Below are 13609 nucleotides of genomic sequence, written 5' to 3'. Positions count from 1 at the left end.
CGCGGGAAACCCGGTTTGCGCTAGCGTTTGTCGGAGCGCGCCTGGGCCTGGTGGGCGCGTTGGCTCGCGATGAAGCGAATCGACGCGCGCTGCATCAACCCCGGCGCGAGCCGCGCGAACAACCACTGGCCGTGCGCGCTGCGCGGCTTCACCAGTAGGGCTTTGTTGCGTTCGATCGCCTTCAACGTGTCCTGCGCCAGGCGGTCGGCGGGGTAGGCGGCCTTGCCTGCGTGGCCCTGCAGGAAGTAGTTGCGGCCGTCGAATCCGCCGATGGCACCCTTCTCCAGAAGCGGGGTCTCGATGGCGGACGGGCAGACCACCAGCACGCCGACGCCGTGGGCGGCGGCCTCCGAGCGCAGCGCCAGCGACAGTCCGACGATGGCGTGCTTGGTCATCACGTAGCTGGTGATCTGACCCGCCGCGGTGAGCCCGGCCATCGAGGCCGTGTTGACGATGTGGCCGTGGCCCTGCTTGATCATCTGCGGGTAGGCGGCGGCGACGCCATGCACGACCCCTCGCACGTTCACGTCGATGATCGCGTTCCACTGGTCGAGGGTCAGCAGTTCGGTGTCGCCGCCCCAGACGATGCCCGCGTTGTTGAACATCAGGTCGAGGCGGCCGGTGCGGGCGACGACATCGTCGACGGTCGCCTGTACCGCTGCGGCATCGGTGACATCGAGGCGGGCCGAGCGGGCCCCGTCGCCGAGGGCCGAGGCCGTCCGCTGCGCGGCTTCGCCGTCGATGTCGGTGCAGACCACGTCGGCGCCTGCCGCGACGAGCGCGCGACACAACGCCGCCCCGATGCCGGATCCGGCACCGGTGACGATCGCCTGCTTTCCGGTGAAACTCACTGGGCCTCCGCAAGTTTCATGACATGGCCGAGCACGTCGGGATAGCGCTTGAGGTGCGCGCCGCCGTTGAGGTCGAGCACTTCACCGGTCAGCCACGATGATTTCGGCGAGCAGAGGAACACCACCGCGTCGGCGATCTCCTCGGGCTTACCCGCACGGCCGAGCGCAGTGTTCTCGAGGTAGTCCTCGACGAGGCCGGGCACCAGGTAAGAGCCCTCGGTGAGCGGGGTGTCGACGAACCCGGGGGAGATCGCGTTGACGCGGATGCCCCGCGGTCCCATCTCCAGCGCAGCGACCTGGGTGAGCATCGACAGGCCGGCCTTGGCCGAGCAGTAGGCACTCATGCCCACCGCCGCCTGCCTGCCGTTGAGCGAGCTGATCGACACCAGCGAGCCGCCTTCGCGGAGCTTGCGCCCCGCGTACTTGGCGACGATGAAACCGCCGTTGAGGCAGACGTCGATGACGGAGCGAAACTCGTCGACCGCCAGGTCGGTGATCAGTCCCAGGCTGCCGAAGCCGGCGCAGTTGACGACGACGTCGAGCGGACCGACTTGGTCGAAGAGGCGTTGCACCGACGCCTCGTCGGTGACGTCGACCTCCGCGGCCGTGTGCGGGTCGCCCAGTTCGTTCGCCCTGGCGCGGGCACCGTCGCCGTTGCGGTCCGCGAGCGTCACCCGGCAGCCGTCGGCCGCGAGGGCGCGTGCGCTCGCCCAGCCGATCCCGGACGCCGCGCCGATGACGACGGCGATCCGCTCGCTACTGTTGCTCATCCGGTTGGCCTTTCGACGGCGGTGGAACGCGTTCTAACTTCACACTCGGGCGCGCAAAGCGCAATAGCCGCGAGGTGGCAGACTCGCAGGCGTGACCGAGTTGACGTTCTCTGATTCGATATCCGTATCGGTGCCTCCGGACGAGCTCTACGCGCTGGTCTCCGATGTGACCCGGACGGGCGAGTGGAGCCCGATCTGCAAGGCCTGCTGGTGGGACGAGGGAGGCGGCGGCCCGCAAGTGGGCGCGTGGTTCACCGGCCGCAACGAGACCCCGGAGCGGACATGGGAGACGCGAAGCCAGGTGGTGGCCGCCGAACCGGGGCGCAAGTTCGCCTGGCAGGTCAACAACGGCTGGGTGCACTGGGAGTACGCGTTCGAGCCAGAGGGCGACGGCACAAGGCTCACCGAGTCGTGGGAGTTCCTGCCCGCGGGCATCGCGGGTTTCCACGACCGGTACGGCGCCGAGGCCGACGCCCAGATCGAGCAGCGAAGCGAGGCGGCCAGGAGCGGCATCCCCGCCACCCTCGCCGCGATCAAGAAGGCCGTGGAGTCCTGACGGTCACGACACCCGGAAGACTTCGACTTCGTCGGCGATGCCTTTGAGCTTCTGCGCGCCGAGCGCGTCGAACCGCAACCCCGAGCCAGCGGACAGATCGCGGACGGTTCGACTGGCGAGAACTTCGCCGGTGCCTGCCATCGCACCGATACGCGCGCCGACGTGGACGGCCAACCCGCTCCACTCGTCGCCGCGCCGTTCGCATTCCCCGGTGTGCACACCGACGCGGATGTTGGTGCCCCGCACGGCGAGAGCCGGAACCATCTCGAGCGCGCAGCGCGCCGCCCTTGTCGGGCCGTCGAATAAGGCGAACATCCCGTCGCCGGTATGTTTGACGCGGCGGCCGCCGTACTTGTCGACGAGCCAGTCGGCGAGCTTGTCGTGTGCATCGAGCTGGCGACGCCATTGCGCATCGCCAACCGCGCTGACCTGCTCCGTGGAGCCGACGATGTCGGAGAACAACACCGTCGACAGCACCCGTTCGCCCGATTCGTCGGCAGGCTTGCCGAGGGCGAAATTCACCACCGCGTCCGCCAATACGTCGTCCATCAACCCGTGCGGCCCGTTCGGCAGTTCGAGGAAGCGGGCGTTGGGCATCGCCGACGCCAGAGCGCGCGCACCGTCGATGGGGGCCATACGGTCGTCGGCGCGGCTCAGCACGAGGGTCGGCGTGTGCACCGAGCCGAGCACACCCCTGACGTCGATGTCCAACAGCCCATCCCAGAGCATGCGGCACATCGCGGGGCTTGCTCCGAACCGCTGAATCCGCCCGTAGAACTCGAGAAAACCCGGCATCTTCGCGATCTCGCCGAAGAACAGATCGGCCAGCGCTCCTTCACCCCAATGGTTTTCGATCTCCTCGAGGATCTCGGTCCTCCGGTCGCTGGTGTAACCCCATGGGTGATCCGGCAACTCGGGAGTGAAGCGTGCCATGGTGCCGTACAACGAAAGCGAATCGACGCGCTCGGGGTAGGTCGCCGCGAAGAGAATGCTCATCGGCCCGCCCTCGGAGACACCGAACAGCGCAGCGGAATCTGCGCCGACTGCGTCCAACACCGCGTGGAGGTCGTCCATCCTCTCGTCCAGGGGAGGGGCGTGGGTCACCGGATCCGAAAGTCCGGTGCCGCGCTTGTCCCACGCGACCAACCTGTTGCCGCGGCTCAGCGCTTCGAGGAATGCTTGGAATGGCATGTCAGGCGCGGTCAGGATGTCGGCATTGCTGATCCAGCCGGGTATCCAAACCAGTGTGGTTTCGCCCTCACCGAGCACCCGATACGCAAGCCGCACCGAGCCGTTGCGGGCGTAGTGAACGCCTCCGTCCTTCACGCTTACATCTTCACAGGTGCTGATCGCGTTACGCAGCGGAAGCCGATATGGCTCATGCCCGTATCAATCATCTGAGGCCGGCGGGCGGCGGGCCGGTATCGCAGGCAGTAGTTGTCGGCGCAGAGGAACGATCCGCCCTTGATGACCTTGCGCGGCACCCGGAATTGCGGTAGTTGCGGGTCGAAGCTGCCCGCCTCGCAGCACGGGTCGCCTTCTCGAGTGTCGGCATACCAGTCGGTGGTCCACTCCCACACGTTGCCCGCCATGTCGAAAAGGCCGTAGTCGTTGGGCGGGAAGCTGCCGACGGGCGCGGTGCGTCCGTAGCCCGGATCGGGACGCCAAGGGAAATCGCCGTGCCAGTAGTTGGCCCGCCGCAGGCCGGGCTGCTCGGGCTCGTCGCCCCACGTGTACGTCGCTGCCTCGAGGCCGCCGCGCGCCGCGACCTCCCACTCCGCCTCGGTCGGCAGTGCGAGAGCCGCCCACCGCGCATAGGTCTCGGCGTCTTCGTAGGCGACGTGCACCACCGGATGGTCGGCGCGCTTCGCTATCGATGAGTGCGCCCCGACGGGGTGCCGCCACGATGCGCCGGGCGTCCACACCCACCACCGGCTCAGATGTCGAAGGTCGACCGGTCCTTGCGTACGCATGAACACCATCGACCCCGGCTGCAGGTTCGCTGCGGGTGCGTCGGGGTAGTCTGCCGCGTTCAACGGCCGCTCGGCGACGGTGACATAGCCTGTGGCGTCGACGAACTCGGCGAACTGGGCATTGGTCACCTGGTGGGCCTGGATCGAGAACTCGCTGACGCTGACGGACTTCGCGGGCGCCTCTTCCGGATAGTGCTTGTCGGACCCGACGACGACGGTCTGCGCTGGAATCCGCACCATGTCTTCGCCGAGATCGACGAAATGGCGGCGCCCACTCGCACTTTCTCGCCCAAACGTCGGTTTGGGCGCAGTGTGATCAGTCACTGAAGATTGTCGCCCAGTCGCTCTTCATGCTGACGACCGTCCAGCCGAACTGCTTGGCGTGGTCCAGTGCACGCTCCGCGCCTGCGGTGTAGTCGAATTCGCGCTCCGCGTCGTCGTGCAGCACGAGCAACCGGAGCGACGCGGCACCGGGTCTGCCGGAGTACATCAGCATCTCGTCGTCGCCGTTGGAGTTGCCCGCCGACAAGATTGGCCGTCGACCGATGCGGTTCCAGACCCGAACCGGCTTCTCCGGTCCGTCGTCGAAGACGTCCAAAGCGGGTTGGATCAACAGGTCGCCATGGCCATCCGCGCCGTCGAACTTCAGCCCCTGTGAACTGCCGACGACGCGTTCGGGCGGGATCCCGTAGATCGTGCTGGTGATCGGGCGCATGAAGTCGCGGCCACCGCCGGAGACGATGTAGCAGGTGAAGTCGTTGGCCTCCAGGTAACGAAGTAGCTCGACCATCGGTGTGTACGTGCAGTCCTGGTACGGGCGCCCCAGCGTCGGGTGCTTCGCCTCCGAGTAGAACTTGCTGACCAGTGCTGCGTGGTCTTCGACACTCATCGACTCATGCAGGGACATCACCGCGCCTGCAAGGACTTTCAGGTCCGAGTCGTCGCCTTGGTAGTGCTTGGTGATGGCGCCGCCGAACCAGGCGAGGTCACCGGTCGCCGCCGACCGGTAGGGCTGCTGTGCAGCCAACGACGGATCGGCCGCCGCCTTCTCGCTGAGCCTGCGGACGATGAAGTCGAGCTGGATGTACATCGGCTTCTCGCACCACAGCGTGCCGTCGTTGTCGAAGACCGCGACACGTTCTTCTGGCGCGACGTGATCCGGCCCGTCAGCCGATGTGACGCGACCGACGAAGTCGACGATCGCTGACTTCGTCAGCCCTTCGACCCAGGAGGCGAGTTCTGCCACGTTCAGCCACCGCGGGTGGAGAGGAAATGCTCGAGTTCCTCGACCGCGTTGTCGATCGTGAACGATGCGGGGGTTTGCCGCGGCGGGAACTCCTTGAACGTCTCCAGGAACTGCGTCGCGATCGCCGAACCGTAGAGCACCAGATAGATCCGGTCGATCACCCAGTCCCAGTAGGTGTTCGACGTGATGTCGGCACGTTCGAACGGGTCCGTCCGAAGATTGAACAGCTTCGGTGCCCGCAGCGGAGTGAATGGTTCGAACCAGATCTGGAGTGTGCCCTGACAGCGCTGCTCCTGGAAAACCACCTTCCAATTCTCGGCGCGGATGCCGAGAACGTCGCAGTCGTCGGAGAAGTAGATCATGCCTCGGCGCGGGCTCTTGTCGACCTCACCGGTCAGGTAGGGCACCAGGTTGTAGCCGTCGATGTGCACCTTGTATGTCATATCGCCGATCTTGTGGCCGGCTTTCAGCTTGTCGACGATGTCCTGGTCGCCGGCCGCGGCAAGAAAGGTTGGCAGCCAATCATGGTGCTGCACAATCTCGTTGGAGACCGAACGCGGCTTGATCTTTCCCGGCCAGCGGATCATCTCCGGTATCCGGAAGGCGCCTTCCCAGTTGGTCGCCTTTTCACTGCGGAACGGGGTGGTGGCACCGTCGGGCCAGCTGTTGGCGTGTGGGCCGTTGTCGGTGGAGTAGACGACGATGGTGTCCTCGGCAATGCCGAGCTCGTCGACCAGGTCGAGCAGCTGTCCGACGTTGCGGTCGTGGTCGATCATGGTGTCGTGGTAGGGCGACTGCCACCGGCCGGACTGACCAAGGCTCTCCGGCTTGGTGTGCGTACGGAAATGCATGTGGGTCATGTTCATCCATACGAAGAAGGGCGTGTCCGCCTCGTGTTGGCGTCGGATGAAGTCGATGCACGCGCCGGTGGTCTCGTCGTCGATCGTCTCCATCCGCTTCTTGGTCAGCGGTCCGGTGTCCTCGATGCGCTGTTTGCCAACCGGTCCGTAGCGGTCGTCGACCTCGCCGGTATCCTTGTCGGTGGCCCACGAGTGAATCACCCCGCGGGGCAACAATGCCCGGCGCAGCAACGGCGCTTCCTCCTCGGTGGGGTAGTCGGCGTTCTCCGGCTCCTCTTCGGCGTTGAGGTGATACAGGTTGCCGAAGAACTCGTCGAAGCCGTGAGCTGTCGGCAGGTACTTGTTCAGGTCGCCGAGGTGGTTCTTGCCGAATTGACCCGTGGCGTAACCCATCGGCTTGAGCAGTTCGGCGATCGTCGGATCTTCCTTCTGCAGCCCGATGTCGACCCCGGGCATCCCCACCTTGCTCATTCCGGTGCGGTAGACGCTCTGGCCGGTGATGAACGACGACCGGCCAGCGGTGCAGCTCTGCTCGCCATAGGAATCGGTGAAAAGCATTCCCTCGTCGGCGATCCGGTCGATGTTGGGCGTGAAGTAGCCCATCATTCCGCGGCTGTAGCAGCTCAAGTTGGAGATTCCGATGTCGTCACCCCAGATGACGAGAATATTCGGTTTGGAGTTAGGCATGGTTTAGTCCTTCGCTCGGAATTCGTGCAACTTTTCGATCGCCTGTTCGACACCGGAAGTGGCCGGTGGATGCGGGGGCAGCCTGTTGGAACGTCTTTAGGAACTTTGCCGTCAGACATATGCGCCCCCTCTTCGAGCCCCGGCCGAATCAACTGTGCGGGTTGGACTTTATGCCTGCAGTCTCGGTTGTTTGGTGGCTTCGGCTTCCTCGCACTCAATAATTGCCAAACCGTCATAATCGCCACCCGGCGATTTTTTCTGCGCTGTTATCGTTAGCAAGTCGTAGGTTCCTCGCGTCTCCGGTTCGCTGGTCACCGTCTGCGATTGCTCACCTAGCTGACGGGAGCACCGCACCATGGTGCCGATCGCCTCCCCCTCGCCGAGTCCCGCCAGGCTTGCGTTTTGCGACCGCGCGGCGATTCCGGGTGCCGTGGACGGCGCGTGGTGGCCGCAAAGCTGCGATCTGCGATCCGAACTACCCGACCTCGTCGCTGTCCTCGGGATGTCGATCGGCCCGGTCCGGCGGGTGGTCTACGACCCGAGCCTCTGGCCCGCAGCACCCTCGCGAATCATTCGTGGCACCGCGCTGACCACTGTCGACCCGTACACGTTGGTCGCCAACGACACGATCTACCTGATGGGCACGCATGCGCGGAATGCGGTGCTGTTCGTCGTGCCGCCCGCGGTGCCCGGCGCCGCCGTCGGGCGCGTCCTGAGCGCAGTCAGCAACGCAACCGGGGCGATGAGCGTAGCGGTGCTGCGACATCTGGTAGACCGGTTTGCCGCAGAACCCGATCCGGCGGCCAGGTTGTAGCGCCCGGCGGTAGCAAAGCCTGCCATTTTCCGGTGCGCAGCCGAGAGTCGTAGCACTCTGTAGGCGGGACGCGGGAAGGTGACACCATGCACGACAAATCTCTGGACGACTCTTGGCACCTCGACATCGAGTTCGACGAGAGTGACACGCATACACATGCGACCGTCCGCGCTCACCTCGGTGATGGCGAGACGTTGACCGCGATCGGTGATGCCTACCGCAATCCCAGGGACCTCAGTCAGCCGATGATCGGCGAGGAGATCGCTGCGGCTAGAGCGCTGATCTCGCTTGGCACGGATCTGCTGCACCGGGCAGGATCACGGATCGAGGCCGTAACGAGGCACCCCGTCCACCTGATGAGCTGAGGTGGTCAGCCCGCCGGGCTGCCCGTACTGACCGCCTTCACAGGCACTTCCTGCGTATCCGCCTTCATCCGGTCGAACAGCTCGACGTAGTAGGGCAGGCACTCGCGCATCGCCTGCTCAGTGCTGAAGAGCGGGCGGTAGCCGAGATCGCGCTCCGCCTTGGCGATCGAGAAGTAGTTGTCGAGGTAGAGGCGCTCGACCGCGAGCGGTTCGAACGGCGGCTTGGGCAACCCGACACGGAAGTGCAGCCACTGCCAGATCGTCATGAGCCAGCGCACGAATGCACCCGAGATGCGCAGCCGGGGCCAACGCTGCCCGCATGCCTCAACGACGGGGCGGGAGAACTCGAACATGTTGATCGGCTCACCGTCGTTGATGAAATACGCCTGTCCCGGTGCGGTCCCGCCGGGCACCAAGTGCTCGCCGGCCAGGATGAACCCGTGAATCAGGTTGTGCACGTAGGAGTTATCGAGCTTGGCGTGCTTGCCGCCGACCAGGACCTTGACGTGTCCGGCGAGCACACTGTCGAACAGTTTGCGGAACATGGTCTGGTCGCCACGGCCCCAGATTCCGCTGGGTCGAATCGAGCAGGTCAGCATCCCGCGAAAGCCGTTCTGCGACAACACGAAACGCTCGGCGGCCACCTTGGTTTCGGTGTAGAGGTCGTTGAAACGCTCGGTGTAGGGCAGGGTTTCGTCGCCGCCCGAGATTCGCTTGCCGCCCATCACCACGCTGTTGGACGCGGTGTAGACGAACCGTTTCACCCCGGCCGCCTGGGCGGCGACCACCAGGTTCTCCGTGCCGCCGACGTTCACCGCGAAACTGCGCTGACGGTACTCCTCGGTGACCGATGAGCCGCCCATCAGATCGATGATCGCCGCGGTGTGGATGACGGTGTCGATGCCGTCGACGGCGGCCGTGACGGTGTCCCTGTCGCAGATGTCGCCTTCGACGACCTGCAGCCGCGGATGCTCGGGCAGCGGGGACGGCGCGCGGTCGAACGAGCGCACCTGGTGGCCCCGCTCGAGCAGTTCCGCTACCAGGTTAGCCCCGACGAAGCCGGATCCGCCGGTGACAAGCACACGGCCAAGATCAGTCGTCAGCGTTGAATCACCCATGCCCGAAAGCATAAATGAAACGTGTTCCAGTTTCGACCCCCAGGGCCAAAAACGTTTTTGTTGTCAACTTTCGTCGTCGTTGGCGGCGGCGAGCGCATCCTCGATCTTCCTGCGGGCTCCAGCTAAGTGCTCGTCGCATCTCCGTGCCAGCTCTTCGCCTCTTTCCCAGAGTTTCAGCGATGAATCAAGGTCCAGCCCGCCCTGCTCCAACTGACGTACGACCTCGATCAGTTCATCGCGGGCTTCTTCGTAGCCCAATTGACTAATAGGCTTCATTGACTTCCTTCGCTGACCGCCATTACGGCCCCATCGGACACCCGTACTCGCAGCCGCGTCCCGGCGGGCGCGTCGGCCACGGTGTGCACCACCGCGGCTTCGCCCACGGCCGTCACCGCCTGCACCACCGCGTAGCCACGGGCCAGGGTCGCGGCAGGTCCCAGCGTCGACAGCCGGGCCGACAGATGGCCGACGCGCTCCGACTCGGCGGTCACCAGCCGTCTGATATCGCGACGAGCGGCCGCCCTGGCGCGGTGAATCTCGTCGGCCCGCGTGGTCAGCGCGGCCAGCGGCTGGGCCAGCACCGGCCTGCTGCGCAGCTGGCTCAGGTGATGTTGCTCGCGATGTACCCAGTTGCGCAGCGCCTGCGCGCTACGCCTGCGGAGATCCAGCACCAGCGCCTGCTCGGCGGCGGTGTCGGGAACGATGCGTTTGGCGGCGTCGGTCGGCGTGGCCGCCCGCACGTCGGCGACGAGGTCGCACAGCGGGTTGTCGGGTTCGTGCCCGACGGCGCTGACCACTGGCGTGGTGCACGCCGAAATCGCACGGCACAGCGTCTCGTCGGAGAACGGCAACAGGTCTTCGACGCTGCCGCCACCGCGAGCGACGACGATGACGTCGACGGCCGGGTCGGCGTCCAGTTCGCGCAAGGCCTCGACGATTTGGGGCACGGCGTTCGAACCCTGAACGGCCGTGTTGCGGACCGCGAAGCGGACGGCGGGCCAGCGTCCTGCGGCGACCGTCATGACGTCTCGTTCTGCGGCGCTGGCACGCCCGGTGATCAGGCCAATGGTATTGGGCAGGAAGGGAATCGGCCGCTTCAGCCGTGTATCGAACAGCCCTTCGGCGTCGAGTAGCTTGCGCAGCCGATCGATCCGAGCGAGCAGTTCACCGACACCGACTGCGCGAATCTGGTTGACCCGCAACGAGAACGTGCCGCGGCCTACGAAGAAATTCGGCCTTCCCAGCATGATCACCTGGGTGCCCTCGGAGAGCTTGACCGGGGCATTCATCACCAGGTCACGTGGGCAGGTCACCGAAAGCGACATATCGGCTGCGGGGTCACGCAGCGTGATGAACGCCGTGCTTGTGTTCGGTCGAAGGGAGAGCTGCGCGATCTGCCCCTCGACCCAGACGGTTCCGAGCTTCTCGATCCAGTCCTTCACCATCATCGCGACGGTGCGGACGGGGTATGGATTGTCCGCGGACTGGCCTCGGTCGTCAGCGCTCACTTGGCCGTCGCGCGGGTGATCCTGTTGGCCAGCAGGGTCTGGAACGGGGCGCGGGACTTGGTGGATTCCTCGTAGCTCAGCAGTTCTTCCAGGTCGGCGACACGCAGCGAGGACAGCCGCGCGCGCAACTGGGCCAGCGTCAGCGTCTCGTAGTCCAGGCGCTTGACGACCTCCGGCTGGCCGCTTGCCGCGGGGGTCGGTGAGCCGTCGACCTGGGTATCCGGTTCACCGCCGGTGAACAGCGCGAACCTGCCCTCGGTGAGCCGTTCACCGTCCAGGACCGACGGCGCAGGCGCCTCGTCGCTGACGTCCTCGTCGAACGTCGCCCATTCGGGCTGCTCATCCTTTGGCGGGAACAGGCTCTCCAGCGTCTCGTCACCCCTGTTGACCAGATCGGCCACGTCCTGCTGCACCTTCATCACGAGATGTGCGACCTGGCTGGCGACGGTCATCGGATAGGTGAGGATGGTCTGCGGAAGCCTGCGTGTTTCCTCGAAAGCCGTTACCGCCGCTCCTACCAGCAGACGGACCCCATACGGTGCAGTAGCCATGGCACTAGCCTGCCTCAACCATCGTTGATGTCAAAGCGAAGCGCTGCGCGTTGAATCCGTCGATCGCCGATGTCAAAGTTCTGCGGCATCCGACGCCAACGCAGCTGATGTGAGGTTATGCCGACATCACCTCGGGGTTCACTCCCGGCAGCGAGGGTCAGTACCCTGGGACCCATGCCGCCAACTATCGACATGGGGATTCCGGGCGCTTCGAGCTCGGCGTCGAGCGGCGTGGCAGGCAAGCGGGTACTGCTGGCCGAGCCCCGCGGGTACTGCGCGGGCGTGGATCGCGCCGTGGAGACCGTCGAGCGGGCGCTGGAAAAGCACGGCGCTCCGGTGTACGTCCGACACGAGATCGTGCACAACCGGCACGTGGTGGACACGCTGGCCAAGGCCGGCGCGATCTTCGTCGAGGAAACCGACGAGGTCCCCGAAGGCGCGATCGTGGTGTTCTCCGCCCACGGCGTCGCCCCCACGGTGCACACCACGGCCGCCGAGCGAAAGCTCCAGGTCATCGATGCGACGTGCCCGCTGGTGACCAAGGTGCACAACGAGGCAAAACGCTTCGCGCGCGACGACTTCGACATTCTGCTGATTGGTCACGAAGGCCACGAAGAGGTTGTCGGAACTGCAGGTGAGGCGCCCGACCATGTGCAGCTCGTCGACGGCCCGGAGGCCGTCGATGCCGTCACGGTCCGCGACTTGAACAAAGTGATCTGGCTGTCACAGACGACGTTGAGCGTCGACGAGACGATGGAGACCGTGCGGCGGCTACGGGAGCGTTTCCCGACGCTGCAGGATCCGCCGAGCGATGACATCTGCTACGCCACCCAGAACCGCCAGGTCGCGGTGAAGGCGATGGCGCCGGAATGCCAGCTGGTGATCGTCGTCGGCTCGCGCAATTCGTCGAACTCGGTGCGGCTGGTCGAGGTGGCGCTGGGCGCAGGCTCCGATGCGTCCTACCTGGTCGACTACGCCGACGACATCGACCCGGCCTGGCTGGACGGCGTCACCTCCGTCGGCGTCACCTCAGGCGCGTCGGTCCCCGAGATCCTTGTCCGCGGCGTTTTGGACCGGCTCGCCGAATATGGCTTCGACACGGTGCAGCCGGTCACCACCGCCAATGAGACGCTGGTCTTCGCGCTGCCGCGCGAGATCCGCCCAGCCCGCCGCTGAGGGCAGGCAGCTAGACGTCGTACTCCCAGGCATCGGCCCGGTGCTTGGGCCTCGAGGTGCGCGGGCGGGCCCGATACTGCGAACGTTGCTCACCGTCATCGGCGCCGCGGTACCGCACCCGAGAGATCGGGTGATGGCTGCCGTTGCGCGATCCGTTGGTTCCGCTGGATCCATTCGAGCCGTTGGCCCCGTTCGTTCCATGCGGTTCAAACGGTTCGAAGCCGTCGAACCGGCTGTGCCGATCGGGTCGCTGATACGACGACCGGCGCTCGGTCGGCGGCGGTTGTTTGCGGGGTTCGCGCGTCGACGACGAACGGGAACGACGCCGCGGCTCGACAGGGGGCACCGTCGGCTCTGTGCTCCGCCGGGCGGTGCGCGGCCGACGCGGGCGCTCGGCCACGGGCTCGATGATCTCGGTCTCCGGCGGCCGGTTATGTCGCGAGCGCGACGGCTGCGTGCGCTTGACCGGCCGCCCGCTGCGTGTCCGGGTGGCGGCCGCAGCCGACTTCGCAGTCCTGGCGCTGCGGTCGATCGAGTGCTGCCTGTCGCGCCGCGATGCAGGCACCTCATCGGCGGCGTCCTCTGTATCGGCGTCGCGCGTGAGAAGCCCCGCGATCTTGGATGTCACCGCCGAGAGCGGGCCTTCGGTCGCAGCGGTTTCCACGGGCGCCGAACGACGCCGCGACATGCCCACATACCAGCGGACCAGCCCGACCAGCAGCACCATGGCCGTGGTGAAGAACATCAGCGGGAAGCGCTCGATCAAGGGGTAGCCGCAGTTGATGAGCAGATCCTTGACGCCGTCCATCGTGGCGCCGTGAAACAGGAAGTATGCGCCGGGCACGGAGACGAACAGGATCAACGGGGGCTGGATGACCGCGGTGAAGACGCCGGACTGCCGCACTGCCACCACGGCGGCTACGCAACCGACGGCGTAGGCGACAGCAAAGACGAGCGTCAACTCTTTGCCGCCGGCACCGGCGTCGAACGCGAAGCCGATTGCGGTGAAGGTGACCGCGATCAGCAGCGCACCCCACGACGGCACACCCGGAATCGTGGGGATCATGGAGCGATGCTCGGCCGCTACCGCAGACCTCGCGCGCTGTCCTGGCACATGTTGACCGTACCGGCTTC

15 protein-coding genes are annotated in these 13609 nt (G+C 65.8%); 4 read left to right on the top strand and 11 right to left on the bottom strand.

Annotated elements, in window-relative coordinates:
• Positions 1–20 precede the first annotated feature (20 nt).
• Both D6M19_RS12180 and D6M19_RS12175 read right to left on the bottom strand, forming a co-directional pair.
• Complete coding sequence (locus D6M19_RS12180) at positions 21–851, bottom strand: SDR family oxidoreductase (RefSeq protein ID WP_123025469.1); 831 nt, start codon at positions 849–851, stop codon at positions 21–23.
• Complete coding sequence (locus tag D6M19_RS12175; protein ID WP_123025468.1) at positions 848–1621, bottom strand: SDR family NAD(P)-dependent oxidoreductase; 774 nt, start codon at positions 1619–1621, stop codon at positions 848–850. Before D6M19_RS12175 ends, D6M19_RS12180 begins: the two co-directional genes overlap by 4 nt.
• A gap of 91 nt (positions 1622–1712) precedes the next feature.
• Between D6M19_RS12175 and D6M19_RS12170 the strand changes: the two genes are divergently transcribed.
• On the top strand, positions 1713–2177 hold the full coding sequence (locus D6M19_RS12170; RefSeq protein ID WP_123025467.1) for an SRPBCC family protein: 465 nt from the start codon (positions 1713–1715) through the stop codon (positions 2175–2177).
• 3 nt (positions 2178–2180) lie between these two features.
• Here the strand turns inward: D6M19_RS12170 and D6M19_RS12165 are convergent, their stop codons facing one another.
• From D6M19_RS12165 to D6M19_RS12150, 4 genes are all read right to left on the bottom strand, one after another.
• Positions 2181–3503, bottom strand: a complete 1323-nt coding sequence (locus tag D6M19_RS12165) for an adenylate/guanylate cyclase domain-containing protein (RefSeq protein WP_123025466.1) — start codon at positions 3501–3503, stop codon at positions 2181–2183.
• Between the two features lie 2 nt (positions 3504–3505).
• Positions 3506–4390 (bottom strand): formylglycine-generating enzyme family protein, encoded by an 885-nt coding sequence (locus D6M19_RS12160; protein WP_123025465.1) that lies wholly within the window; start codon positions 4388–4390, stop codon positions 3506–3508.
• A gap of 76 nt (positions 4391–4466) precedes the next feature.
• Entirely contained in the window at positions 4467–5396 is a 930-nt protein-coding gene (locus D6M19_RS12155) for an HAD family hydrolase (RefSeq protein ID WP_123025464.1), read from the bottom strand.
• A 2-nt stretch (positions 5397–5398) separates the two neighbouring features.
• Positions 5399–6943 (bottom strand): arylsulfatase, encoded by a 1545-nt coding sequence (locus tag D6M19_RS12150; RefSeq protein ID WP_123025463.1) that lies wholly within the window; start codon positions 6941–6943, stop codon positions 5399–5401.
• A 355-nt stretch (positions 6944–7298) separates the two neighbouring features.
• Here D6M19_RS12150 and D6M19_RS12145 point away from each other — a divergent pair, with 355 nt between their 5' ends.
• The gene (locus tag D6M19_RS12145; protein WP_123025462.1) at positions 7299–7757 is read left to right on the top strand and encodes a DUF5994 family protein; all 459 of its coding nucleotides are present in this window, start codon (positions 7299–7301) and stop codon (positions 7755–7757) included.
• 86 nt (positions 7758–7843) lie between these two features.
• Positions 7844–8122: a DUF1876 domain-containing protein gene (locus tag D6M19_RS12140; RefSeq protein ID WP_123025461.1), complete on the top strand. Its 279-nt coding sequence runs from the start codon at positions 7844–7846 to the stop codon at positions 8120–8122.
• Between the two features lie 5 nt (positions 8123–8127).
• On the opposite strand, the gene D6M19_RS12135 is transcribed toward D6M19_RS12140, so the two are convergent.
• Genes D6M19_RS12135 through D6M19_RS12120 form a run of 4 tightly spaced genes read right to left on the bottom strand, consistent with a single transcriptional unit; the run spans position 8128 to position 11299 of the window.
• Positions 8128–9252, bottom strand: a complete 1125-nt coding sequence (locus D6M19_RS12135; protein ID WP_206428506.1) for a 3-beta-hydroxysteroid dehydrogenase — start codon at positions 9250–9252, stop codon at positions 8128–8130.
• A gap of 51 nt (positions 9253–9303) precedes the next feature.
• Positions 9304–9516: an exodeoxyribonuclease VII small subunit gene (locus tag D6M19_RS12130; protein ID WP_123025459.1), complete on the bottom strand. Its 213-nt coding sequence runs from the start codon at positions 9514–9516 to the stop codon at positions 9304–9306.
• On the bottom strand, positions 9513–10688 hold the full coding sequence (gene xseA, locus D6M19_RS12125; protein ID WP_234834827.1) for an exodeoxyribonuclease VII large subunit: 1176 nt from the start codon (positions 10686–10688) through the stop codon (positions 9513–9515). The genes D6M19_RS12130 and xseA overlap by 4 nt, the downstream gene beginning before the upstream one ends.
• A 56-nt stretch (positions 10689–10744) precedes the next feature.
• The gene (locus tag D6M19_RS12120; protein WP_123025457.1) at positions 10745–11299 is read right to left on the bottom strand and encodes a lipid droplet-associated protein; all 555 of its coding nucleotides are present in this window, start codon (positions 11297–11299) and stop codon (positions 10745–10747) included.
• 174 nt (positions 11300–11473) lie between these two features.
• Between D6M19_RS12120 and D6M19_RS12115 the strand changes: the two genes are divergently transcribed.
• Entirely contained in the window at positions 11474–12475 is a 1002-nt protein-coding gene (locus D6M19_RS12115; protein ID WP_123025456.1) for a 4-hydroxy-3-methylbut-2-enyl diphosphate reductase, read from the top strand.
• A 10-nt stretch (positions 12476–12485) separates the two neighbouring features.
• Here the strand turns inward: D6M19_RS12115 and D6M19_RS12110 are convergent, their stop codons facing one another.
• Positions 12486–13541 carry a DUF6542 domain-containing protein gene (locus tag D6M19_RS12110; RefSeq protein WP_327389788.1) on the bottom strand — a complete coding sequence of 352 codons (1056 nt, stop codon included), beginning with the start codon at positions 13539–13541 and terminating at the stop codon, positions 12486–12488.
• Positions 13542–13609: the final 68 nt, after the last annotated feature.

Source organism: Mycolicibacterium stellerae (assembly GCF_003719305.1).
Lineage (GTDB): Bacteria > Actinomycetota > Actinomycetes > Mycobacteriales > Mycobacteriaceae > Mycobacterium > Mycobacterium stellerae.
The sequence above is the reverse complement of the archived record's forward strand: the minus strand, read 5'-3'. Positions and strand labels throughout refer to the sequence as shown.